The organism is Bradyrhizobium sp. WSM471 (genome assembly GCF_000244915.1).
GTDB lineage: Bacteria > Pseudomonadota > Alphaproteobacteria > Rhizobiales > Xanthobacteraceae > Bradyrhizobium.
Map to the genome: position 1 here is coordinate 128,791 of NZ_CM001442.1, position 24,290 is coordinate 153,080.

General features: G+C 65.4%; 18 protein-coding genes. 8 read left to right on the forward strand and 10 right to left on the reverse strand.

The window, feature by feature from the left end:
• The first annotated feature begins 202 nt into the window (after positions 1-202).
• The 8 genes from BRA471DRAFT_RS00575 to BRA471DRAFT_RS00610 all read left to right on the forward strand — a co-directional run bounded on the left by BRA471DRAFT_RS00575 (position 203) and on the right by BRA471DRAFT_RS00610 (position 13,973).
• A complete protein-coding gene (locus BRA471DRAFT_RS00575) occupies positions 203-2,707 on the forward strand; it encodes a PAS domain-containing sensor histidine kinase (RefSeq protein WP_007603931.1) in 2,505 nt (834 codons plus the stop codon).
• The gene (locus BRA471DRAFT_RS00580; RefSeq protein ID WP_007603932.1) at positions 2,704-4,236 is read left to right on the forward strand and encodes a bifunctional tRNA (adenosine(37)-N6)-threonylcarbamoyltransferase complex ATPase subunit type 1 TsaE/phosphotransferase; all 1,533 of its coding nucleotides are present in this window, start codon (positions 2,704-2,706) and stop codon (positions 4,234-4,236) included. The genes BRA471DRAFT_RS00575 and BRA471DRAFT_RS00580 overlap by 4 nt, the downstream gene beginning before the upstream one ends.
• 134 nt (positions 4,237-4,370) lie before the next feature.
• Complete coding sequence (locus tag BRA471DRAFT_RS00585; RefSeq protein WP_007603933.1) at positions 4,371-4,688, forward strand: PilZ domain-containing protein; 318 nt, start codon at positions 4,371-4,373, stop codon at positions 4,686-4,688.
• A 124-nt stretch (positions 4,689-4,812) separates the two neighbouring features.
• Complete coding sequence (locus BRA471DRAFT_RS00590) at positions 4,813-5,535, forward strand: nucleotidyltransferase family protein (RefSeq protein ID WP_007603934.1); 723 nt, start codon at positions 4,813-4,815, stop codon at positions 5,533-5,535.
• 245 nt (positions 5,536-5,780) lie between these two features.
• The gene (gene addB / locus BRA471DRAFT_RS00595) at positions 5,781-8,927 is read left to right on the forward strand and encodes a double-strand break repair protein AddB (RefSeq protein ID WP_007603935.1); all 3,147 of its coding nucleotides are present in this window, start codon (positions 5,781-5,783) and stop codon (positions 8,925-8,927) included.
• The gene (addA, locus tag BRA471DRAFT_RS00600; protein ID WP_007603936.1) at positions 8,921-12,430 is read left to right on the forward strand and encodes a double-strand break repair helicase AddA; all 3,510 of its coding nucleotides are present in this window, start codon (positions 8,921-8,923) and stop codon (positions 12,428-12,430) included. Before addB ends, addA begins: the two co-directional genes overlap by 7 nt.
• Before the next feature lie 63 nt (positions 12,431-12,493).
• The gene (gene trxA / locus BRA471DRAFT_RS00605) at positions 12,494-12,814 is read left to right on the forward strand and encodes a thioredoxin (RefSeq protein ID WP_007598398.1); all 321 of its coding nucleotides are present in this window, start codon (positions 12,494-12,496) and stop codon (positions 12,812-12,814) included.
• Positions 12,815-12,959: 145 nt separating this feature from the next.
• Complete coding sequence (locus BRA471DRAFT_RS00610; protein WP_035973470.1) at positions 12,960-13,973, forward strand: ATP-dependent DNA ligase; 1,014 nt, start codon at positions 12,960-12,962, stop codon at positions 13,971-13,973.
• A gap of 97 nt (positions 13,974-14,070) precedes the next feature.
• Here BRA471DRAFT_RS00610 and BRA471DRAFT_RS00615 read toward each other — a convergent pair whose 3' ends face one another.
• From BRA471DRAFT_RS00615 to rpsA, 10 genes are all read right to left on the reverse strand, one after another.
• Positions 14,071-14,811 carry a metallophosphoesterase gene (locus tag BRA471DRAFT_RS00615; RefSeq protein ID WP_007603938.1) on the reverse strand — a complete coding sequence of 247 codons (741 nt, stop codon included), beginning with the start codon at positions 14,809-14,811 and terminating at the stop codon, positions 14,071-14,073.
• A 148-nt stretch (positions 14,812-14,959) separates the two neighbouring features.
• Entirely contained in the window at positions 14,960-16,303 is a 1,344-nt protein-coding gene (locus BRA471DRAFT_RS00620; RefSeq protein ID WP_007603939.1) for a folylpolyglutamate synthase/dihydrofolate synthase family protein, read from the reverse strand.
• Complete coding sequence (accD, locus tag BRA471DRAFT_RS00625; RefSeq protein WP_007603940.1) at positions 16,300-17,241, reverse strand: acetyl-CoA carboxylase, carboxyltransferase subunit beta; 942 nt, start codon at positions 17,239-17,241, stop codon at positions 16,300-16,302. The genes BRA471DRAFT_RS00620 and accD overlap by 4 nt, the downstream gene beginning before the upstream one ends.
• Before the next feature lie 123 nt (positions 17,242-17,364).
• Complete coding sequence (gene trpA / locus BRA471DRAFT_RS00630) at positions 17,365-18,201, reverse strand: tryptophan synthase subunit alpha (RefSeq protein WP_007603941.1); 837 nt, start codon at positions 18,199-18,201, stop codon at positions 17,365-17,367.
• Complete coding sequence (gene trpB / locus BRA471DRAFT_RS00635; RefSeq protein WP_007603942.1) at positions 18,198-19,415, reverse strand: tryptophan synthase subunit beta; 1,218 nt, start codon at positions 19,413-19,415, stop codon at positions 18,198-18,200. Before trpB ends, trpA begins: the two co-directional genes overlap by 4 nt.
• Entirely contained in the window at positions 19,412-20,083 is a 672-nt protein-coding gene (locus BRA471DRAFT_RS00640) for a phosphoribosylanthranilate isomerase (protein WP_007603943.1), read from the reverse strand. Before BRA471DRAFT_RS00640 ends, trpB begins: the two co-directional genes overlap by 4 nt.
• 81 nt (positions 20,084-20,164) lie before the next feature.
• Positions 20,165-20,557, reverse strand: a complete 393-nt coding sequence (locus BRA471DRAFT_RS00645) for a lipopolysaccharide assembly protein LapA domain-containing protein (protein WP_007603944.1) — start codon at positions 20,555-20,557, stop codon at positions 20,165-20,167.
• A gap of 71 nt (positions 20,558-20,628) precedes the next feature.
• Entirely contained in the window at positions 20,629-20,934 is a 306-nt protein-coding gene (locus tag BRA471DRAFT_RS00650) for an integration host factor subunit beta (protein WP_007598410.1), read from the reverse strand.
• 172 nt (positions 20,935-21,106) lie between these two features.
• Entirely contained in the window at positions 21,107-22,087 is a 981-nt protein-coding gene (gene sppA / locus BRA471DRAFT_RS00655; protein WP_007603945.1) for a signal peptide peptidase SppA, read from the reverse strand.
• Positions 22,088-22,365: 278 nt separating this feature from the next.
• A complete protein-coding gene (gene rpsA, locus BRA471DRAFT_RS00660; protein WP_007598413.1) occupies positions 22,366-24,072 on the reverse strand; it encodes a 30S ribosomal protein S1 in 1,707 nt (568 codons plus the stop codon).
• Between the last annotated feature and the right edge of the window lie 218 nt (positions 24,073-24,290).

The following is a 24,290-nucleotide window of genomic DNA, read 5'->3' on the forward strand; positions in this document are numbered from 1 at the left end:
CCGACACGCTAGCGCACGGCAATTTCCGCCGAACCACCCGAGGAACTACGTGAACTGGAACACCGCGCCCCGCATTTTTTTGGGACCGCCTTTGCGTTCACGATCTGGACTCTTACCGGTGGAGTCACGGTGAGGGTATTGTCGTTTGATTCGCGCGCGACGGGGGTCGCCGCGCGCAAATTCGTGCGATCTTGGGGCAACTATGTCAGGCGTGATCGTGTCGATGCGTCGGACGCTGCTGTCGTGCACATCGCTCGTGCGCCACGGCTTGTTGGGAAGCGCTCTCGCGGCGCTGCTGCCGGCTGCGCCGGCTGAGGCCGCCGACCTCGTCGACACACTCTCAACATTGCTGGATTTCAACCGGCAGGAGCTCGCAGTGCTGGCCACCGCGCTGGCCCTGCTCGGCTTCTCGGTGGTCGCCGCGATCCTACTGATGCGCACACGCGTGCGCACGGCGAAGAACGAGGCGCGACTGCGCGCCCGGATCGGGGAACTCCAGCTCCAGGCCGACCGCTTCGGCGCATTGCTGTTCGCCGAACCGCAGATCCTGATCTCCTGGCCGGCCGGCGACAATCGCGCGCAGATCTCCGGTGACATCTCCCTGGTGCTGCCGCGCGACTCCTCTCCACAGCGCGTGCTCGCATTTGGAACCTGGTTGCCGCCGGAACCGGCGCTCCGGATGGATCACGCCGTCGATGCGCTGCGCGACCGCGGCGACGGGTTCCAGCTGACGCTCACCACCGCTCATGGCCACACGCTTGAGGCCATCGGCCGCGCCATCGGCGGCCAGGCCATCGTCAGGATTCGCGAACTCTCAGGGCTCCGCCGCGATCTGGCTGAGACCAATCTGCGTTACAAGGCCCTTTCCGACGAGACGGAAATGCTGCGCGGCTTCGCGACTGCCGCACCGTGGCCGATCTGGGCCAAGGGCGAGAACGGCGCGCTGACTTACGCCAACCCTGCCTATGTCCGTGCGACCGAGGCGGCCAGCATCACCGACGCCCAGGAGCGCAAGCTCGAGCTGCTCGACAGCGCCGACCGGACAGCGATGGAGCGGGGGCTGAAGGAAGCGGTCAATTTCACCTCGCGGCTGCCGATCGTGATCGGCGGCGAGCGGCGCATCTACGACGTGCGCGCCGTCAATGTCGGCGGCGGCAATGTCGGCGTTGCCATCGATGCCAGCGAGGCGGATGCCTTGAGCTCGGCGCTGGTGCGGATGGCGGAAGCGCACCGCCGCACGCTCGACCAGCTCTCCTCGGGCGTTGCCGTGTTCGACGGCCAGCGCCGGCTCGCCTTCTACAATGATTCCTACCGCCAGCTGTGGGACCTCGACCGCACCTTTCTCGACGCCAACCCCGATGATTCCAGCGTGCTCGACAAGCTCCGCTCCTCGCGCAAATTGCCGGAGCAGCCGGACTTCCGCGCCTGGAAGGCCAAGCTGCACGAGGCCTATCGCGCGGTCGAGGCTGCCAAGGACACCTGGTACCTGCCCGACGGGCGCGCGCTCTCCGTCGTCACCACGCCGAACCCGGAAGGCGGCGTCACCTATCTGTTCGACGACGTCACCGAGAGCCTCGAGCTCGCCCGCCGCTTCGACGGCATGATCCGGGTCCAGCGCGAGACGCTGGATAGCCTCGCCGAGGGCGTCGCGGTGTTCGGCAGCAACGGCAAGGCGCAGCTGTTCAACCCGGCTTTCGTCCGGATGTGGAAGCTGTCCGCCGACGCCATGCGCGACGAGCCGCACATCCAGACGGTCGAGGGCTGGTGCCATCAGCTGTTCGACGACGCGATCGTCTGGCGACAGATCCGCGAGGCCGTCACCTCGATCGAGAGCCGCGCCGACATTCCGCTGAAGCTGGAGCGCAAGGATGGCAGCGTGCTCGACGGCATGATCCGGCCCCTGCACGACGGCGCCACGATGCTGACTTTCCAGGACATCACCGATACCGAGAACGTCGAGCGCGCGCTGCGCGAGCGCAACGAGGCGCTGGAGGCGGCCGACCAGATGAAGGTGGATTTCGTCCACCACGTCTCCTACGAGCTGCGCTCCCCGCTCACCACCATCATCGGCTTCGCGCATTTCCTCAGCGATCCCTCGACCGGGCCGCTGACGCCGAAACAGGCCGAGTATCTCGACTACGTCACCAAATCGACCAATGCACTGCTGGCGCTGACCAACAACATCCTGGATCTCGCCACCATCGACGCCGGCGCCATGAAGCTGGAACTCGGCCCCGTCGACGTCAGCAAGACCATCGAGCTCGCCGCCGAGGGTCTCCAGGACCGGCTTGCCACCGACCGCATCCGCCTCAAGGTCGAGATCGCGCCCGATGTCGGCAGCTTCACCGGCGACGAGAAGCGCGTCGTGCAGGTGCTCTATAACCTCCTCGCCAACGCCGTCGGGTTTTCTCCACCGGATTCCACCGTCGGCATCAGCGCCCGCCGCACCGAACGCAGTGTGGTCTTCACCGTGACAGATTCCGGGCCTGGAATACCTGCCGACATGAAGGACAAGGTATTCAACTGGTTCGAGAGCCGCTCGCAGGGCTCGCGTCATCGCGGCGCCGGGCTCGGCCTGTCGCTGGTGCGCTCCTTCGTCGAGCTGCATGGCGGCAATATCCGGGTCGATTCGATCGTGGGCAGGGGCACGGTCGTGATCTGTGATTTCCCGACCGACCAGGCGGCGCATCGCGACGCCGCCGAATGACTGCGCCAACCACATTCTCCGTCGCGCTCCACAACGAGACAGCGACTGCGCAACTGATGGCCGACCTCGCGCTGCTGGTCGGTCCCGGCGATGTCATCACGCTCACCGGCGATCTCGGGGCCGGCAAGACCGCGGCGGCGCGGGCCATGATCCGCTACCTCGCCGGCGATGATGCACTGGAAGTGCCGAGCCCGACCTTCACGCTGGTGCAGGGCTACGAGCTGCCGCCATTCCCGGTGATGCATGCCGACCTCTACCGCGTCGAGGACGAGAGCGAGCTCGAAGAGATCGGGCTGTCGCCGCTGCCGGAAGCAACCCTCGTCCTGATCGAATGGCCGGAGCGTGCGCCGTCAGCGATGCCTCAAGACCGCATCGACATCGCGCTGACGCACCGGCCGGCACTGGGCTCGAATGCGCGCGCCGCCGACATCACCGGTCATGGCAAGGCCGCCGCCATCGTCGCGCGGCTGCAGGCGCTGCGCGAATTCCTCGATGCATCCGGCTACATGGAGGCAACGCGCAAACGCATGGCGGGCGACGCCTCGACCCGCTCCTATGCACGGCTGCTGCGCGACGACGAGATCGTCATCCTCATGAATTCTCCGCAGCGCCCGGATGGTGCTGCGATGTACAACGGAAAATCCTACAGCGCCGCGGTGCATCTCGCCGAAAACATCAAACCCTTCGTCGCCATCGACGAGGGCCTGCGCGCGCAGGGGATCTCCGGGCCCGCGATCCATCATTCCGACCTCGACCACGGATTCCTGATCAGCGAAGACTTCGGCAGCGACGGCGTGATCGAGGGCGATCCGCCGCGCCCGATCGCCGAACGCTACGAAGCCGCGGTCGATTTGCTGGCCGTGCTGCACGGCAAGACGCTGCCGGAGACGCTGCCGCTCGGGGACCAGACCTACGCCATTCCTGTCTTCGATACCGAGGCGCTGCTGATCGAAATCGGCTTGATGCCGGAATGGTACCTGCCCGATCGCAACGCGCCGCTGGACGACGGGAAGCGCGCCGAATTTTTCGCGATGTGGCGCGAGCTGCTGCAGAAGCCGCAGGCCTCGCCGAAGACCTGGATCATCCGCGATTATCACTCGCCGAACCTGATCTGGCTCAGCAATCGCACCGGCATCGAACGCGTCGGCGTGATCGATTTCCAGGACACTGTGCTGGGGCCGCAATCCTACGACGTGGTGTCGCTGCTCCAGGATGCCCGCATCGACGTGCCCGAGGCGATCGAACTGACGCTGCTGTCGCGCTACATCAAGGCGCGCCGCGCGAGCGACGCGAGCTTCGACGCGGCCGCTTTCGCGGAGCTCTATGCCATCATGTCGGCGCAGCGGAACACGCGTCTGCTCGGCACCTTCGCCCGCCTCAACCGCCGCGACGGCAAGCCGCATTATCTGCGTCACCAGCCGCGGATCTGGACCTATCTCCAGCGCTCCCTGGCGCATCCCGCGCTCGCCCACATGCGCGACTGGTATCTCGCCAATGTCCCACCACCTCAAAGGCCGGCCCAAGGCTGAAAGGCTAATAAAGGCTGAAAACGCTAGTAGGCGCTGAAAAGGCTGATTTGGAACCCGATTTACCGGCTGTTAGCCAAGACGCCGGTAATCTGGGGGCGACGCAGCCGGATGATTACGGGGCTGGAGCAGGGCAGATGGCGGTGAAGACGGACCAGCGCGGCAACAGCCGGGTTGTTTTCGAGCGCGGGATCGCGGCCCAGATGATGGGTATCGACGGCACCTGGCGGCGCGACTGCACCATGGAGGACGTTTCCGACAGCGGCGCCAAGCTGACCATCGACGGCTCGGTCGAAGGCTTGCATCTGAAGGAGTTTTTTCTGCTGCTGTCGTCCACCGGACTTGCGTATCGGCGCTGCGAGCTTTCCTGGGTCAATGGCGACCAGATCGGCGTCAACTTTCTCAAGCTCGGCGACAAGAAGAAAAAGGCGCGTTCCACATCCATCGGGGCGTAACGGCAACACCCGTCGTACAAGCGTCACGGCAGGTGGCTAAGGCGGTCAAGACGCGGTGCGGTCAGTCGAACCTCGTGTTAGGATTGCTGCGAACGCGAAGTCAATAGGTCTGAGAAAGCGAAGGATGCCCGTCAAACCGACCAAAGCCATGGTGCTCGCCGCGGGGTTCGGCCTGCGCATGCGTCCGTTGACGGACAAGATGCCGAAACCGATGGTTCCGGTGGCCGGCCAGCCGCTGCTCGACCACGTGCTCGACAAGCTCGCCCACGCCGGAGTGAGCGAGGCGGTGGTCAACGTGCACTATCTGCCGGACCAGATCATCGATCACACCGCATCCCGCCAGCATCCGCGTGTGATCATCTCGGACGAGCGCGATCAGGTGCTCGGCACCGGCGGTGGCGTGGTCAAGGCACTGCCGCTGCTCGGGGACGCACCGTTCTTTCACGTCAATTCCGACACGCTGTGGATCGACGGCGTGCGCTCCAACCTGACGCGGCTCGCCGAAAACTTCGATCCCGCGCGCATGGACATTTTGCTGCTGATGGCGCCGACGGCGACCAGCATCGGCTATAGCGGCCGCGGCGATTACGGCATGCTGGCCGACGGCGCGCTGCGCAAGCGCAAGGAAAAAGAGGTCGTTCCGTTCGTCTATGCCGGCGCTGCGATCCTGTCGCCGTCGATCTTTGCCGATGCCCCGAGCGGCGAGTTTTCGCTGACCAAGATGTTCGACCGTGCCAACGAGCAGGAGCGGCTGTTCGGGCTCCGCCTCGACGGCGTCTGGATGCATGTCGGCACGCCCGATGCCGTGCACGCGGCGGAAGAGGCGTTTCTGGAGAGCGTGGCTTAAGCCGCTCTTGTGTCCCGGACGGGGTGCGGCGCGTAATGCCGCTCCGGAGAGCCGGGACCCACTCCATCCTCACTTGCGGAACGAAGCAACCTGGGCCCCGGCTCAGCAGCGCATCACTGCGTGATGCGCTGCGTCCGGGGCACGAGAGCGGGCACGCCGCGAACAGCGGGGACTAACCCCCTCCGCCCATATCCATTTGAGTCCGCCTCCCTATATTGGCGCCTGATTCCCGAATCAGGCAGCTCATGCGCGTTTTCAGCGTTCCAGTCTCAGTTCCGTTCCTGCGCACCGTCGTCGCAAGCCTGCTCGACGGCCGGCTGGTCGAGGGCTTTGAGGCGCGCAAGGAGCCGGCACGGTTGGCGGATGCCACGCTGTACCTACCGACACGGCGCGCCATGCGCGTCGTCCGCGAGATCTTCCTCGACGAGATGAAGGCGGATGCGGTCGTGCTGCCGCGCATCGTCGCGCTCGGCGACATCGACGAAGATGAACTCGCATTCGCCGATGAGGGCGAACAGTTTTCCGGCGCAACGCCGCTCGACATTCCGCCGCGGCTCGGCGAGCTCGAACGGCGGCTGACACTGGCGCAACTCGTCGCGGCCTGGGCCAAGGGTCCGGTGTTGTCTCCGCTGGTCGTCGGCGGCCCCGCTTCGACGCTGGCACTGGCGTCCGATCTCGCGCGCCTGATCGACGACATGGTCACGCGCGGTGTCGACTGGAGCGCGCTCGATGGCCTCGTGCCTGATATGCTCGACCGGTACTGGCAGCACTCGCTTGAATTCCTGCGCATCGCGCGCATCGCCTGGCCCGGTCATCTCGCCGAAATCAAACGCATCGAGCCCGCTGCCCGCCGCGACCTCCTGATCGATGCCGAAGCCAGGCGGCTGACCGCGCATCCCCATGGCCCCGTGATCGCGGCCGGTTCGACCGGCTCGATGCCGGCCACGGCAAGATTTCTCCACGCAGTCGCCTCGCTGCCGCATGGCGCCGTGGTGCTGCCCGGCCTCGATTCCGATCTCGACGACGATGCCTGGCGCAGCATCGGCGGCGTACGCGACTCGCTCGGCAAGTTCGCGGAGCATCCGGTCTCGAACCATCCGCAATATGCCATGCACGCGCTGCTGGATCGCTTTGGCATCAAGCGCAGCGACGTCGATAGTCTCAAGCCTCCGGCGGAAGGCGGCCGCGATCTCCTGGCGTCGGAATCGATGCGGCCCTCGGCCAAGACCGAGATCTGGCACGACCGGCTGAAGCAACCGGATGTGGCCGCGAAGATCACCGGCGGCATGAAGAACCTCGCGGTTGTCGAAGCTCCCAACCCTGAAATGGAAGCGCTCGCCATCGCCATTGCGATGCGCGAGGCGCGGCACCTCGACAAATCCGCCGCATTGGTGACGCCCGATCGCGCGCTGGCGCGGCGGGTGATGGCCGCGCTGACACGGTGGGATCTCGCATTCGACGATTCCGGCGGCGACGTCCTGATGGAGACCTCCGCCGGCGTCTTTGCGCGACTGACAGCCGAGGCTGCGACCAAGGGACTGGAGCCGCCGACGATGCTGGCGATGCTGAAGCATCCGCTGTGCCGGCTCGGCCGGGCGCCTGGCGCATGGAAAGCGGCGATCGAAGGCCTGGAGCTCGCTTTGTTGCGCGGCACGCGCCCGCCTGCAGGCACTGCCGGCCTGCTGCGCGAATTCAATCGCTTTCGCGAGGAGCTGGCAAAGCTGTGGCGCAGCGAGGTCTCCGCCCTGCATAAGGCCGAGCCGCGTGCACGTCTCAAGGCCGAAGACCTCGATCGCATTCAGGTGCTGATCGATGGCTTACGACAAGCCTTGGCGCCGATCGAGAGTCTTGCATCATCAAGACCGTATGACTTCGCCGAGCTCGCGCACCGGCATCGCGAGATCATGATCGAGCTGTCGCGCGACGAGCAGGGCATCCCGCTGGCCTTCGAGGAGCGCGAAGGCCTCGCGCTCGCGAGCGCCTTTGACGATCTCCTGCGCGGCGGCACGACCAGCGGACTGATGGTCACGCTGCCCGACTACGCAGACGTCTTCCAGACCGCATTCGGCGATCGCGCGGTGCGGCGGCGGGACAGCCCGGGCGCGCGGCTGCAGATCTACGGCCCGCTGGAATCACGCCTGATGCAGGCCGACCGCGTCATCGTCGGCGGGCTGATCGAGGGGGTCTGGCCACCGGCGCCGCGCATCGATCCGTGGCTGAGCCGGCCGATGCGGCACCAGCTGGGCCTCGATCTGCCGGAACGCCGTATCGGCCTCTCCGCGCATGATTTTGCGCAATTGCTCGGCGGCGAGGAGGTCATCCTCACCCACTCCGCCAAGGCTGGCGGTGCGCCGGCGGTCGCCTCGCGCTTCCTGCACCGGTTGGAGGCGGTCGCAGGCGATGCGCACTGGAAGGCGGCCATTCGCGCGGGCGAGAACTATGTGCAGTTTGCAGCCGCGCTGGACCAGCCCGACGAGGTGAGGCCGATCAAGCAGCCCGAGCCGCGACCGCCACGCGCGACCCGGCCGCTCAGGATGTCTGTGACCGGGATCGAGGATTGGCTGCGCGATCCCTATACGATCTACGCCAAACACATTTTGCGGCTCGACGCGCTCGATCCCGTCGACATGCCGCTGTCGGCCGCCGACCGCGGCTCGGCGATCCATGATGCGCTCGGCGAGTTCACGGAACGCTACGCCACGAATCTGCCCGACGATCCCGCGCGCGTGCTGCGCGCGATCGGCGAAAAACATTTTGCACCACTCATGGAGCGACCCGAGGCGCGGGCGCTGTGGTGGCCGCGCTTCCAGCGCATCGCGCGCTGGTTCGGCGAATGGGAGACGGCACGGCGGGGCGTGATCGAGGCGATCGCCGCGGAAACCCGCGGCGAGATCTCGATCCCGCTCGACCATGGGCGCAGCTTCCGTCTTTCCGCCCGCGCCGACCGCATCGAACGGCGCCAGGGCGGCGGCTACGCCATCCTCGACTACAAGACCGGCCAGCCACCGACCGGCAAGCAGGTCCGCATGGGCCTGTCACCGCAGCTCACGTTAGAAGCCGCGATCCTGCGCGAGGGCGGCTTTCCCGACATCGACGCCGGCGCGTCCGTGAGCCAGCTCGTCTATGTTCGCCTGAGCGGCAACAATCCGCCGGGCGAAGAACGCATTCTCGAGCTCAGATATAGGCAGGGTGACGAGCCGCAGCCGCCGGACACCGCGGCTGCGGAGGCAAGGGTCAAGCTCGAGGCACTGATTCGCGCCTTCGAGGACGAGAACCAGCCCTATACCTCGCTGAACTTGCCGATGTGGACCAACCGCTACGGCGCCTATGACGATCTCGCCCGGATCAAGGAATGGTCTGCGGCCGGTGGATTGGGGATCGAGGAATGGTGAAGGCACCGCGCCCCATCCCGGATGAGGTGCGCGCCAGGCAAGCGCGCGCATCGGACCCGACCGCGTCGGCCTTCGTGTCGGCCAATGCCGGCTCGGGCAAGACGCATGTGCTGGTGCAGCGGGTGATCCGCCTGCTGCTCTCGGGCGTGCCGCCGGAAAAGATCCTCTGCATCACCTTCACCAAGGCGGCTGCCGCCAACATGGCCGAGCGCGTGTTCACCACGCTCGGCCATTGGGTGACGCTCGACGACACGGCACTCGATGCAGCGATCCGCGACGTCGGGATTCCCCATCCGGATCGAAAGCTGCGCCGTGACGCGCGAAAGCTGTTCGCCTGCGCGCTGGAGACGCCGGGCGGCTTGAAGGTGCAGACCATCCACGCATTGTGCACTCGCCTGCTTCAGCAGTTTCCGTTCGAGGCCAATGTCCCCGCGCGCTTTGCCGTGATCGACGAGCGCGACCAGACCGACATGATGGAACGCGCCAATCTGAAGGTGCTGCTGGAGGCCGCCCGCGACCCCGACAGCGTGACCGGTCGCGCGCTGCTGACCGCAATGGCGAGCGCCGCCGATGTCACCTTCAAGGAGGTGGTGCGCGAGGCCTGCCTGAGCCGCGATCATTTCATGGCCTGGACCGATGAAGCCGGCAGCGCGGAGCTGGCTGCCGCGCAGATGGCAGCGGCGTTGGGGGTGGACCCGAACGATCGCATCGAGGACGTCGAGACGGAGATTGTCGACGGTCCGTTCCTGCCGCGATCGCGCTGGGACGACATCGCCTCTGCGCTGGAGGAGGGCAGCAAGTCCGACAACGACCAGGCCTGCCGGCTCCGCGAGGCAAAGGTCTTTTCCGGCGCCGCGCAGGTCGATGCCTATCTCAGCGTCTTCCTCACGGACGAAAAGCTGCCGCGCAAGGCGGTGCTGACCAAGAAGTTCTGCGATCACAACCCGTCCGTCGCCCGCCTGTTCGAGAACGAGGCGCAGCGCGTCGGCGGATTGGTAGAGACGCGCCGTGCTGTGACCATGAGGGACCGCACCGCGGCCCTGCTCCATATCGCGACCGCGGCGGCCGCAAACTATCGCCGCGAGAAGCAGGAGCGCGGGCTGCTCGACTATGACGATCTCATCGACAAGACGCTGGCGATGCTCGATCGCGTTTCCTCGGGCTGGGTGCATTACAAGCTCGACCGCGGCGTCGATCACGTGCTGATCGACGAGGCCCAGGACACCAGCCCGCGGCAATGGGACATCGTCGCGCACATCATCTCGGAGTTCACCGCCGGCGAAGGCGCGCGAGAAGGCCTGAACCGCACCATCTTCGCCGTCGGCGACGAGAAGCAGTCGATTTTCTCGTTTCAGGGTGCTCAGCCCCGGGAATTCGACGCGCGCCGACGCGAGCTGCACCGCAAATTCACGGCGGCCGGGCTGAAATTCGATCCGGTCGCCTTCACCTATTCGTTCCGCTCCGGCGCCGCGATCCTGCATTCGGTGGACCACGTCTTCCGCGAGCCCGCGATCTACAAGAGCATCCATTCGCTCGAGACCGGTCACCCCCTGCACAATGCACTCGGCGATGCAGGCCCCAGCGTGATCGAGCTGTGGGACCTTGCGGAAGCCGACGACAGGCAGGAGATCGAGGGCTGGCGCGCGCCGTTCGACGGCGTCGCCGCCACCAGCCCCGAAGTCAAGCTCGCGCGCCGGATCCAGACCGAGATCAAGCGGCTGGTCGAGAGCGGCACGCTGACCGGGCACGAGGGCGAACGCCGGCCGCTGCGTTATGGCGACATGCTGATCCTGGTGCGCCGGCGCGGCAATGCGTTCGACGCGGTGATCCAGGCGCTGAAGCACGCCAACGTTCCGGTCGCCGGCGCCGATCGGCTCAAGCTCACCGAGCACATCGGAATCATCGACCTGATGAATCTTGCGGACGCGCTGCTGCTGCCGCAGGACGATCTCGCGCTCGCGGTGGCGCTGAAGAGCCCGCTGTTCGGGCTCGATGACGACGATCTGTTCCAGCTGGCCTGGGATCGCAAGGGATCGCTGCGCCGCGCGCTTGGCGAGCATGCCCCGACAAGCGAGACATTCACTGCGGCGTTGCGACGCCTCGAAGCCTGCGAAATGCGAGCCCGCGAGGAGACGCCGTTCGCCTTCTACGCCTGGCTGCTCGGGGGCGACGGCGGACGCGCGCGCATGCTGCGCCGGCTCGGTCATGAGGCCAATGACGCGCTCGACGAGTTCCTGGAGCTGGCGCTGAATTACGAGCGCAAGGCGCCTGCGTCGCTGCAGGGTTTCATGGCCTGGCTGCGCTCGGCCGATACCGAGGTGAAGCGTGACATGGAGATCTCGCGCGATGAGGTGCGGGTGATGACCGTGCACGGCGCCAAGGGCCTGGAGGCCTCGGTCGTGTTCATGGTCGACACCACATCGTCGCCTGCGGATTCGCAGCGGCTGCGGCTGATCCACGTCCCGCGCGGCAATGGCGGCGAGGTGGTGGTCTGGGCCGGACGCAAGGCGGATGATCCCAAGCCCGTCGCCGACGCCCGCAAGGCGATGCTCGAGGAGACCGAGGACGAATATCGCCGCCTGCTCTACGTCGCGATGACGCGCGCCGCCGACCGGCTCATCGTCGGCGGCTGCATGCCCGGCAACATGAAGACGGTCCGCAAGCTGAGCTGGTACGATCTCGTCGATACCGGGCTCGCCGGCTCGGGCCTGACGAAAGAGGCAATCGAGACGCCGCTGGGCAAGGTGACGCGCTTCTCCCGACCGGAGGATGTCGTGGCGCTGGGCACGCCCGCGGCCTCGTTGGACCAGGCGACCGCGCTCCCGGACTGGCTGCTGACACGACCACCGCGCGAGACCATCGACGACGATCCGGTGCGCCCCTCCGGCCAGTCGTCCAGTGACGGCCGCGCTGTTCTGTCGGGCGAATCAGTGCAGTCCCGCGCGCTCGCGCTGCAACGCGGCACGCTGGTGCATCGGCTGCTGCAATCGCTCCCCGACATCGCCACCGAGCGCCGGCGCGAGGCCGCGCTCGGCTTCATGTCGCGCAATGCCGCGGACTGGGCGGAGGCCGACCGCGCCGCGCTGGCCGACAAGGTGCTCGCCTTGATCGCCGAACCACGGTTTGCCCCCGTGTTTGCCGCCGGCAGCCGGGCAGAGGTCGCGATCGTCGGCCGGCTGGAACGGCCGGGCCGCGCCCCGGCGCTGGTATCCGGCCAGATCGACCGGCTGGTCGTTCGCCCGGATGAGGTCCTGATCGTCGATTTCAAGACCAATCAAGCGGCTCCCAGGAGCGCCGCTGAGGCGCCCGTCGCCTATGTCCGGCAGCTGGCGCTATACCGGGCTGTGCTATCGAGGCTTTATCCCCAAAAGCCGGTCCGCGCCGTCCTGCTCTGGACCGAGGCCCTTGAATATATGGAGATTTCGGCTCCCGCGCTGGACGCGGCGCTGGCATCTCTTCATCTCGGTGTGAGCGTCCTTGACCCGGCAAGGAGCCATTCATAGGTTGACGCCATGATCTCGGGCGCGATTCCCGTCGCGCCCTTCTCTCAGGTACGAGGTACTCCCATGGCCGTTGGTAAGGTTTCTGACACCGATTTCGAAGCCGAAGTGCTCAAGGCAAACGGCCCCGTGGTCGTCGATTTCTGGGCCGAATGGTGCGGCCCCTGCCGGATGATCGCACCCGCGCTCGACGAGATCGCCGGCGCGATGGGCGACAAGGTCAAGATCGTGAAGCTCAACGTCGACGAGAGCCCGAAGACCGCGTCGAAATATGGCGTGATGTCGATCCCGACCCTGATGATCTTCAAGGGCGGCGAGATGGCCTCCCGCCAGGTCGGCGCAGCGCCGAAGGCGAAGTTGCAGCAGTGGATCACCTCCGCGGTCTGATCCGCCTCGCGGAAGAATATTTTTGGAAGCGGCCGGCGAAAGCCGGCCGTTTTGCGTTGATGGGACATGTCCAGCGTATGATGAGTCCCGCCTGTTGCCTCCTCCTCCCGCAAAGCGCGCGCGAAAGTCGGCCTCTCTCATGGCGATGGAGGCGCGGTCGGTCGACGCGATCCCGCGCGGCAAGGAATGGCAATACGAGCCGAAATGGGATGGCTTCCGCTGCCTGCTGTCGCGCAACGGCGGCAGCATTGATCTGCGCTCAAAATCCGGCGAAGACCTCGCGCGCTATTTCCCCGAGATCGTCGCCGCAGCACTGAGGCTAAGGGCGGATCGCTTCGCGCTCGACGGCGAGATCGTCGTGCCGCACGGCAAGGGCTTTTCCTTCGACGCGCTGCTGCAACGCATTCACCCTGCGGCGAGCCGCGTGAAGAAACTCTCGGAGGAAACACCGGCGCTCTATCTCGCCTTCGATTTGCTTGCGACGGCCAGGGAGAAGCAGCTTGCCGGACAGCCGCTGAGCGAGCGGCGCCCGGCGCTGGAAGCGTTTGCCAAAGCCAATCTGAAAGGCAGCGTCTTCCGCCTCTCCCCGGTGACGACGAGCTATGCCATTGCGAAAAAATGGCTGGCGCAATCTGGCGGCGGCTCGGACGGCGTCATCGCCAAGCGCGTCGACCTGCCCTACCAGGCGGGAAATCGCGACGGCATGCAGAAGATCAAGAAATTCCGCAGCGCCGATTGCGTGGTCGGCGGCTTCCGCTATGCGACCAACAAGCTCGCCGGCCGGAAGGTGGTGGGATCGCTGCTGCTTGGGCTCTACGATGACGAAGGTCTCCTTCATCATGTCGGCTTCACCTCGGCGATCAAGGCGACGGAAAAGCCTGACCTGACCGATCGACTGGAGGCGCTGATCGGCGAGCCAGGATTCACCGGCAACGCGCCGGGCGGGCCGAGCCGCTGGTCCACCGAGCGCTCGGCCAAGTGGTGTCCGCTCAAGCCGAAGCTGGTGATCGAGGTCTGCTACGACCATTTCAGCGGCGAGCGCTTTCGCCACGGCACCTCGATCCTGCGCTGGCGCCCCGACAAGGCCCCGCGGCAATGCAGCTTCGAGCAGCTGAAGCAGAAAGCGGTGGATCCGATGAAGCTGCTGAAACAACCGTAGCCGGTAGCCCGGATGGAGCGCAGCGCAATCCGGGGCCGTCGTCATTGGTGGCACGATTCCCGGATTGCGCTTCGCTCCATCCAGGCTACGAAGCGAACTATCCGATCCATCCCGTCGCCAGCGCGTTCGCCAGCTCCGGGTGGCCATTGCGGCGAGCGAGCGCGGCCATCGCCTCGTGATCGTAGACGACATGGCGGAACGTGACCCGCCAGGCGCCATCGGTCAGCTCGAGGATCGCATAGCGTGCGTGCGGCGTACCGGCCTCCACAACATGCGGGAACGGATGCTTGTCACGAAAGCCGGGGCCGCCGACGCTGCCGGGATTGACGATCAGCCTTCCGTCGCGAAGTCGTACGGCACGGGCGAGATGGGTGTGGGCGCACAGGATCAGCGTTTGCGTGATGCCTTGCGCAAATTGCTCGATGCGATCGAGCGGCGACAGCGCCACCGCGCCGTCCGGATGCACGGTATCGAGCCAGTAGACCTCGTCATTGTCGGGCGTCGCATGACACATGAAAACCTGATCGCGAAAGACGCGTGTCATCGGTTGCGCGCGTAGCCAGTCGAGTTGCGCAGCATTGAGCTGCGCATGGGCCGGGCGATCCCACGAGCCCATCTTCTCCGGCGGACGATCGAGCAGATAGCGGTCGTGATTGCCGAGCACGTGCACGGCATCGAGCTTCATCAATATCTCAATGGTCCGGCGCGCATCGAGCGGGCCGCTGAGCATGTCGCCGAGATTGACGATGCCGGAGATGGCTTGCGCGCGGATGTCGGCGAGCACAGCTTCCAGCGCGAGGTAATTTCCGTGGACGTCGGCAATCGCGGCAAAACGCATGGGCATTTCTCACTCTATCGTGCCCCGGACGCAGCGCAGCGCTTCTTCAGCGGTGCGCTGCAGAGCCGGGGCCCATGTTGCGGCATTCTGGGTCCCGGCTCTGCGTCGCGTCATTTCATGCCGCGCCGCGTCCGGGACACGAGACCCTCTATACAGGAGGCGTGCCGTTGATGGCGAGCACGTGGCCGGCGAGATAGAGCGAACCGGTGATCAGGATGCGCGGCGGCACTTCGTAAGCGAGCTTCGCCAGGGCGCGCAGTGCGGCCTCGATGCCGGGCGCGGGCTCGACGCGCATACCGAGGCTGCGGGCGGCATCGGTGAGACGGTCGACCGGCATGGCGTTGTCGGTGTCGGGAATCGGCACCGCGATGATGTGACGGGTCAGACCGGCGAAATTGGCGAGAAAACCTTTCGCATCCTTGTTGGCCATCATGCCTGCGATCACGACCAGCGGCCGCGACACCCGCTCTTCGAGATCGCCGAGCGCGGCCGCCGCGACGCGGCCGCCTTCCGCATTATGGCCGCCGTCGAGCCAGATCTCCGAGCCCTGGGGGCCGAGAGCGAGCAGCTCGCCCGAAGCGATGCGCTGCATCCGTGCCGGCCATTCCGCACCGACGATCCCGGCCTCGAATGCCGCCTGGTTGATCTTGAAGGCGTTGGTGGCCCGCAACGTCGCGATGGCGAGGCCGGCATTGTCGAACTGGTGGCGGCCGAACAGGCGCGGCGCCGCGAGATCCATCAAGCCGCGCTCATCGGAATAAACCAGCCGCCCGTTCTCGACATTGACGTGCCAGCTCTCGCCCGCGGCAAACAACGGGGCGCGCATGCGCTTGGCCTGCGCCTCGATCACAGCCATCGCCTCAGCCGGCTGTTCGGCGCAAACCACGGGCACGCCGCGCTTGATGATCGCGGCCTTTTCGCCAGCGATCGACGTCAAGGTGTCGCCGAGGAAATCCATGTGATCCATGCTGACGGGCGTGATCACGCAGGCCGCCGGTGTATCGACTACGTTGGTTGAATCCAGCCGGCCGCCAAGGCCCACCTCCAGCAGAACCACATCGGCCGGGTTCTGCGCGAACAGATGAAACGCAGCCGCCGTCTTGAGCTCGAACAAGGTGGCCGGCTCGCCGGCATTGAGACGCTCGACCTCTTCCAGCGCCGCGCGCAACTCGTCGTCACCGACCAGCACGCCGCCACCGACGCGACCGAGCCGGAAACATTCGTTGATGCGAACGAGATAGGGCGATGTATAGGCGTGGACGCGCAGGCCGGCGGCTTCCAGCGTCGCGCGCAGATAAGCCAGCGTCGAGCCCTTGCCGTTGGTACCGGCGATGTGGATCACCGGCGGCAGCTTGCGCTCGGGATGACCGAGCCGCTCGAGCAGGCGGTGCATCCGCTCCAGCCCGAGATCGATGCGCTTCTGATGCAGGGCCGACAGCCGCCCGATCAATTCGTCGAGCGGCGGCTTTGCGCGGTCAGAGGAAGCGTTCACGCGTGCGGCGCGGTCGGCGCCGTTTCGGGAGCCGATACGATCTGCGCCGGGCTCACGACCGGCTGCACCGGTTTCGAGGCGGTCTCAAGCGCCGGCGCCCTGGTCAACAGGCGGCAGAGCCGCGCCAGGGTCGGGCGCAATTCGTGGCGGTGCACGACCATGTCGACCATGCCGTGCTCCTTGAGATATTCGGCGCGCTGAAAACCCTCGGGGAGTTTTTCGCGAATGGTCTGCTCGATCACGCGCGCGCCGGCAAAACCGATCAGCGCGCCCGGTTCAGCGATCTGCACGTCGCCGAGCATCGCATAGGACGCGGTGACGCCGCCCGTGGTCGGGTTGGTCAGCACGACGATGTAGGGCTGTTTTGCTTCACGCAGCATCTGCACCGCGACCGTGGTGCGCGGCATCTGCATCAGCGACAGGATGCCTTCCTGCATGCGCGCGCCGCCTGAGGCGGCGAACACGATGAAGGGTGACTTCTTCTCGACCGCAAGCTCGAGCCCGCGCACGATGGCTTCGCCCGCGGCCATGCCGAGCGAGCCGCCCATGAAGTCGAAATCCTGCACGGCGACGACGACGGCGGCACCTTCGAGCTTGCCGTAGCCGACCTTGATCGCGTCGTTCAGATTGGTCCGTGCGCGAGCATCCTTGATGCGGTCGGCGTACTTCTTCTCGTCACGGAACTTGAGCGGGTCGGGCGTGACGTCAGGCAGTGCGACGTCGTACCAGGTCTCGTTGTCGAAAATCGACTTCAGACGCGCCACCGCGTTCATGCGCATATGATAGTTCGAGCCGGGAATGACGAACTGGTTGGCCTCGACGTCCTTGTAGAACACGAGCTGTCCGGAATCCGGGCACTTGATCCACAGATTCTCCGGCGTCTCCCGCCGCAGCATGTTGCGGATCTTCGGCCGGACCACATTGGTAAGCCAGTTCATGGTTTGCTCCGATGTGCGATCCCGCCCGGGGACCACCTGAAGGGATATATGGCGGCCGGGACCCGGCCCGGCAAGCCGCCGTATCGTCCGCCTTGCTCGTCGGACTTGGCAGCGGAATTAAGGCTATTCCGCCGCCTGTTGCGCGCCTTTGACGCCCTGGGCCAGTGCCGCCGTCAGCTCAGCGACGGCGTTGACGGTTTTGCCGGTGGCGCGCCCGTCCGCATCGAGGCTGTTCTTGAGGGCATCGACCAGCGCGGTGCCGACCACGGCGCCATTGGCATGCGAAGCAATCGCGCGGGCATTCTCCGGCGTGCGGATACCGAAGCCGACGCAGACCGGCAGTTTTGTGTGCCGCTTGATGCGGGCAACTGCCTCGCCGACGGCCGTGGAGTCCGCAGCCGCCGCGCCGGTGATGCCGGTGATCGCGACGTAGTAGACGAAGCCCGAGGTGTTGGCGAGCACGGCCGGCAGTCGCTTGTCGTCGGTGGTCGGCGTCGCCAGGCGGATGAAATTGAGGCCGGCCTTCATCGCGGGCAGGCAGAGCTCGTCGTCCTCTTCCGGCGGCAGGTCGACGATGATGAGGCCGTCGATGCCGGCACTCTTCGCATCGACCAGGAATTTGTCGACGCCATAGATGTAGATCGGGTTGTAGTAGCCCATCAGCACGATCGGCGTCGTGTTGTCGTCCTTGCGGAAGCCGCGCACGAGATCGAGCGTCTTCTTCAGCGTCATGCCGGCCTTGAGGGCGCGCAGGCCTGCCGCCTGGATCGAGGGACCGTCGGCCATCGGATCGGTGAAGGGCATGCCGAGCTCGATCACGTCGGCGCCCGCCTTCGGCAGCGCCTTGATGATCTCGAGCGAGGTCGCCGGATCGGGATCGCCGGCCATCACGAAGGTGACGAAGGCCGCGCGGCCGGCTTTCTTCAGCTCGGCAAAACGGGTGTCGATACGCGTGGTCACTTGCTCTTGCCCCTCAGGATGTCGCCGACCTGCGGGACGTCCTTGTCGCCGCGGCCGGAGAGGTTGACGACCATCAGGTGATCTTTGGTCCGCTTCGGCGCGAGCTCCATCACCTTGGCGATGGCATGTGCCGGTTCGAGCGCGGGGATGATGCCTTCCAGCTTCGACAGCAGCTGGAACGCTGCAAGCGCCTCGTCGTCGGTCGCGGAGAGATAGTTCACGCGACCGATCTCGTGCAGCCAGGAGTGCTCGGGGCCGATGCCGGGATAATCGAGGCCGGCGGAGATCGAATGCGCGTCCTGGATCTGGCCGTCGGCATCCATCAGGAGATAAGTGCGATTGCCGTGCAGCACGCCGGGACGGCCGCCCGCGATCGATGCCGCATGCAGTTGCGTCAGCCCGTGGCCCGCCGCTTCGACGCCGAAGATCTCGACGGTGGAATCGTCGAGGAACGGATGGAACAGGCCCATCGCGTTGGAGCCGCCGCCGATGCAGGCGACCAGCGAGTCCGGCAGGCGACCTTCGATCTCCTGCATCTGCACCTTGGTCTCGTTGCCGATGATCGACTGGAAGTCGCGCACCAGCGTCGGATAGGGATGCGGACCCGCGACCGTGCCGATGCAGTAGAAGGTGTTGTGCACGTTGGTGACCCAGTCACGCAACGCCTCGTTCATGGCGTCCTTCAGCGTGCGCGTGCCCGATTGCACCGGGATCACCTTTGCGCCCAGCATCTCCATGCGGATGACGTTGGGTTGCTGCCGCTCGACGTCGACGGCGCCCATGTAGACGATGCATTCCAGGCCGAAGCGTGCACACAGCGTCGCGGTGGCGACACCGTGCTGGCCCGCGCCGGTCTCGGCGATGATGCGCTTCTTGCCCATCCGGCGCGCCAGCATGATCTGGCCGAGCACGTTATTCACCTTGTGCGAGCCGGTGTGGTTGAGCTCTTCGCGCTTGAGATAGATTTTCGCGCCGCCGAGATGCTCGGTCAGGCGCTCGGCGAAATAGAGCGGCGAGGGCCGGCCGACATAATTCTTGAGATAGCCGTTCATCTCGATCTGGAAGGCCGGATCGGCCTTGGCCTCGGTGTAGGCTTTCTCCAGGTCGAGGATCAGCGGCATCAGGGTTTCGGCAACGAAGCGTCCGCCGAAAATGCCGAAATGACCGCGCTCGTCGGGGCCGCTGCGATAGGAATTGGGTTTTACAACATTCATCGGACGCTCAACTCTTGACTTGCATCTTGGCTTGCGCGCGCGGCGCGAATGAAGGCCTTGATCATCTCGGGGTCCTTCACGCCCGGGGCGGTCTCGACACCGGAGGAGACGTCGACGCCGCCGGCGCGGGTCACGCGAACGGCTTCGGCGACGTTCCCTGCATGCAGCCCGCCCGAAACCATATACGGCAACGCGAGCTCCAGGTTTCCGAGCAGATGCCAATCGAACGGGGCACCGAGGCCGCCCGGCCGCGTCGCGTGTTTCGGCGCGCGTGCGTCGAACAGGATACGTTCGGCCACCTCTGCGTAACCGGGCAGCACGGCGAGATCGGCTGACGTTGCGACCGGCACGACCTTCATCACCGGGCGACCGAACCGCTGCTTGATGTCGCGCAGCCGCGCCACGCTCTCCGTGCCATGAAGCTGGAAGATATCCGGCGACAGCGCGTCCATGATGTTGTCGAGCGTGGCATCGTCGGCATCGACGGTGAGCGCGACCCTGAGCGCGCGCCGCTTCACCTGCTTGCCGAGCTCACGGCCGGCTTCCAGCGACAAATGCCGCGGCGATGGCGGGAAGAACACGAAGCCCACCATGTCGGCGCCCGCCTCAAGCGCCGTTTCGAGCGTCTCGGGCGTGGACAGGCCGCAGATTTTGACGAGCAGGGACATGTTCTCGACGGATATGGGCTCAAAGCAAATGGAGGCCGCAGGTCCGCGGCCGGAAAACGGGCTTTTCGGCTTCGGCCGCTTCTACAACGTCGCGCGCTGCTTGTCTCGCCCGACGGGCCCGTAAAGCCCCATCCCGGAGGGAACGGGGAGGCGCTGGGACTCAGGCCTTGCTGCGGGCGCATGGGCTCGCAGATCGGCCAGCTCGCCTCGCGCGGCCCGGGCATCCGCGTCGTGCCGTCGCGCCGCACGCCGCCAGTGCCGCTGCCCGAACCAGACGGCACAACCGCCGACGATGACCCCGAGCGCAGCCACCACGATCAGGAGCAGGAACAGCGGCAGCGTGACCGACAATGACGGGTCGTTGGAAACGAAGGGATCGAACGAGACCGTGACGAATTGCCGGTTGGCAACGGCAAAGACCACCAGGACCAGGCCCAGCGGAATCACGACCAGCGCGGTCAGGAATTTTCGCATCTCGGCTCGCTCGCCTTGAATCAAGGTTGCGGCCGCATCACTGGCGACCGCGGGAAACCCTGAGGTGGACCTCAGTCTGGCGCGCCTGGATCCGGGTGGTCGCGATTCAGCCGTTCGCGCATTTCCTTGCCGGTCTTGAAGAACGGAACGCTCTTCTGATCGACAGGCACATGGGCGCCGGTGCGCGGATTGCGCCCTGCGCGCGCAGGGCGATGCTTGACCGAGAAGGCACCGAAGCCGCGCAACTCGACGCGGTCACCGCGCGCGAGAGCCGCTACGATCTCTTCGAGAATCGCATTCACAATGTTCTCGACATCCCGCTGGTACAGATGCGGGTTGTGCTCGGCGATACGCTGAACAAGTTCGGATTTGATCATCGAGAGATAGGACCCGGGAGCGTGCGGACGACCATTTCCGTGAAAATACCGTGATCTGTCAAGACGCTAAATGAAGGTTGAGCGTCGCGAAAATACGTGACAAATGCCGAAAAAGCGGGCTGACCCTGCACGCGCCCAACGGGAAAACCATCCGGGGCTCGCCCGGCGCCGGTCAGTTCGATGCCGCCGGCTGCCACAAAGCCAGCATTCCATCCATTCCGAGCCGATCGACCGCCTGCACGACGCCGGTTTGTCCGATTTGATGCGCAATCGAGCCTAAACCCAGTGCTTCCAGCGTCACTGCGGCCGCCGTCTTGAGGAACGGCAGATCGCTGAAGCGCGGCTGCAGCTTGTAATCGCGCACGGAGAGCCCCTTCTTGACGCCCTTCTGCTCGACCAGCCAGGCCACGGCGGTCTTCTCGTCGCCGATCTGGTCGATCAGCTTGAGATCGATGGCCTGACGTCCGGTGAAGACACGGCCATCAACCACTTTCTCGAGCTGCGTGTCATCCATGCCACGCCGGTCCTTCACCAATCCCTTGAACCAGGCATAGGAATCCTTCACCAGCGCGTCGAGCGCGGCCCGTGCCTCGGGGCTGGTTGGCTCGAAACCGTTGGGCGCGGCCTTCAGCGGCGTGGATTTTACCTCCTCGACCTTGACGCCGACGGTCTTCAACAGCTCCGAGACGTTCGGAAACTGGAACAGCACGCCGATCGAGCCGACCAGCGAGCTCTGCTGGGCGATGATGTGATCGCTGGCAATCGCGGTGATGTAGCCGCCCGAGGCGGCGAGGCCTTCGACGACGACGACGAGCGGCTTCTTTGCCTTCACCCGTACAAGCGAATCATAGAGCTGCTCGGAGCCGGCGGTGGTACCGCCCGGCGAGTTGATGTGAACGATGACGGCGGCAGCCTGCGAATTCTCCAGCCGTTCGAGCGCCTGCGTGCGGTCGGAATCGCTGCGGATCAGGCCGTCGATCTGGACCCGTGCGATCGAGCCGGCGGACGCGAACGTGCCGCGCGCACCCGGCGTCGCGACCAGCGCGAAGCCTGCGATCGCCGCGATCGCGATCAGCGCGGCCAATACGCGCCAGAACGTCAGCTTGCGGCGGATCCTGCGGCGATCGACGATGATGTCCGAATCGAGCGACATCTCAATATCTCCAAATGAAAGGCCAGGCGCGTTGTGCCGTCGCAGCGTCACCATTGACTTATCTGGATACATCAATTGCGGCGCAATTAGAAGAAAACAAGGCCCTGCCGCGTAACCCGGATGGAGTCCGTAGCCCGGATGGAGCGAAGCGCAATCCGGGAAAATCCCGCCGGCGCACGAATCCCGGATTTCGCTTCGCTCCATCCAGGCTACGGCCTCAACAACAAAAAAGCCCCGGCTCGCGCCGGGGCTTTGATGCAGCGAAACCTGCGTTTCGCTTACTTGGTGTCGCGGTTCTTGAGCGCGGTGCCGAGGATGTCGCCGAGCGTCGCTCCCGAATCGGAGGAGCCGTACTGCGCGATGGCTTCCTTTTCTTCGGCGACTTCGAGCGCCTTGATCGACACCTGGACCTTGCGGGCCTTCTTGTCGAACTGGATCACGCGGGCATCGACCTTCTCGCCGACGGCAAAGCGTTCGGCGCGCTGATCGTTGCGGTCACGGGCGAGCTCCGAGCGCTTCACGAAGGTGGTGAAGTCGGTACCGGTGATCTTCACCTCGATCCCGCTCTCCTTCACGTCGATCACTTCGCAGGTCACGACAGCACCCTTCTTGACATCGCCCGGCTCGGCGAAGGGGTCGCCTTCGAGCTGTTTGATTCCAAGAGAAATGCGCTCCTTCTCGACGTCCACATCGAGCACCACGGCCTTCACCATGTCGCCCTTCTTGTAGTTGTCGATCACCTGCTCGCCCGGCTGCTTCCAGTCGAGGTCGGAGAGATGGACCATGCCGTCGACGTCGCCCTCGAGGCCCAGGAACAGACCGAACTCGGTCTTGTTCTTGACCTCGCCCTCGACCGTCGAACCGGTCGGGTGACCTTCGACGAAGACCTCCCACGGGTTGCGCATGGTCTGCTTGAGGCCGAGCGAGATGCGGCGCTTGACGGAATCGACTTCCAGCACCTGCACTTCGACTTCCTGCGAGGTCGAAACGATCTTGCCGGGGTGCATGTTCTTCTTGGTCCACGACATCTCGGAGACGTGGATCAGGCCTTCGATGCCCGGCTCGAGCTCGACGAACGCGCCGTAGTCGGTGATGTTGGTGACGCGACCGGTGAAGCGGGCACCCAGCGGGTACTTGGCTTCGATGCCCTGCCACGGATCGTCCAACAGCTGCTTCATGCCCAGCGAGATGCGGTGCGTCTCGTGGTTGATCTTGATGATCTTGACCTTCACGGTCTGGCCGATCGAGAGCACCTCGGTCGGATGGTTGACGCGGCGCCACGCGATATCGGTGACGTGCAGCAGACCATCGATGCCGCCGAGATCAACGAACGCACCGTAATCGGTGATGTTCTTGACCACGCCGTCGATGACCTGACCTTCTTCGAGGTTCTGCACCAGCTCCTGACGCTGCTCGGCGCGGGTCTCTTCGAGAACGGTGCGGCGGGACACCACGATGTTGCCGCGGCGACGGTCCATCTTGAGGATCTGGAACGGCTGCGAGTTGTTCATCAGCGGCGCAACGTCGCGGATCGGACGGATATCGACCTGCGAACGCGGCAGGAAGGCCACGGCACCGTCGAGGTCGACGGTGAAGCCGCCCTTGACCTGGTTGAAGATGACGCCGTTGACCTTCTCGTTGTTCTGGAAGGCCTTCTCGAGCTTGCCCCAGCTCTCTTCGCGGCGCGCCTTGTCGCGCGACAGCACGGCTTCGCCGAGGGCGTTCTCGATCCGGTCGAGGAACACTTCCACCTCGTCGCCGACCTTGAGCTCGCTGTCGCGGCCGGGGCCGGAAAATTCGCGCAGGGCAACGCGGCCCTCGGTCTTCAGGCCGACGTCGATGACGGCCATGTCCTTTTCGATTGCAACAACCTTGCCCTTGATGACTGAGCTTTCCTGCAGGTTGCCGCCTGCAAAGGACTCGTCGAGCATCGCGGCGAAATCGTCGCGCGACGGGCTATAGGTATCAGCAGAAGTCGAAGCCATTTGTTCTCCAGTTGCGGATGTCGTGCCGGCCGTTGGGTTCTTGGGCGCATCGTACGCGCAGTGTCGGAAGGTCCGCAGAACCTTCGAGCGACCGCTCGCTGCTCCGACCTGGAGGGCGGAACAGCGGAAGCGGGCCGGCTGAGGCCCGCGCGTTCGATACGTGGAAATCTTTTGTCCGGAGCCTGGATCGCGTCGGCCCCAAGCAGGGACCGAGAGTA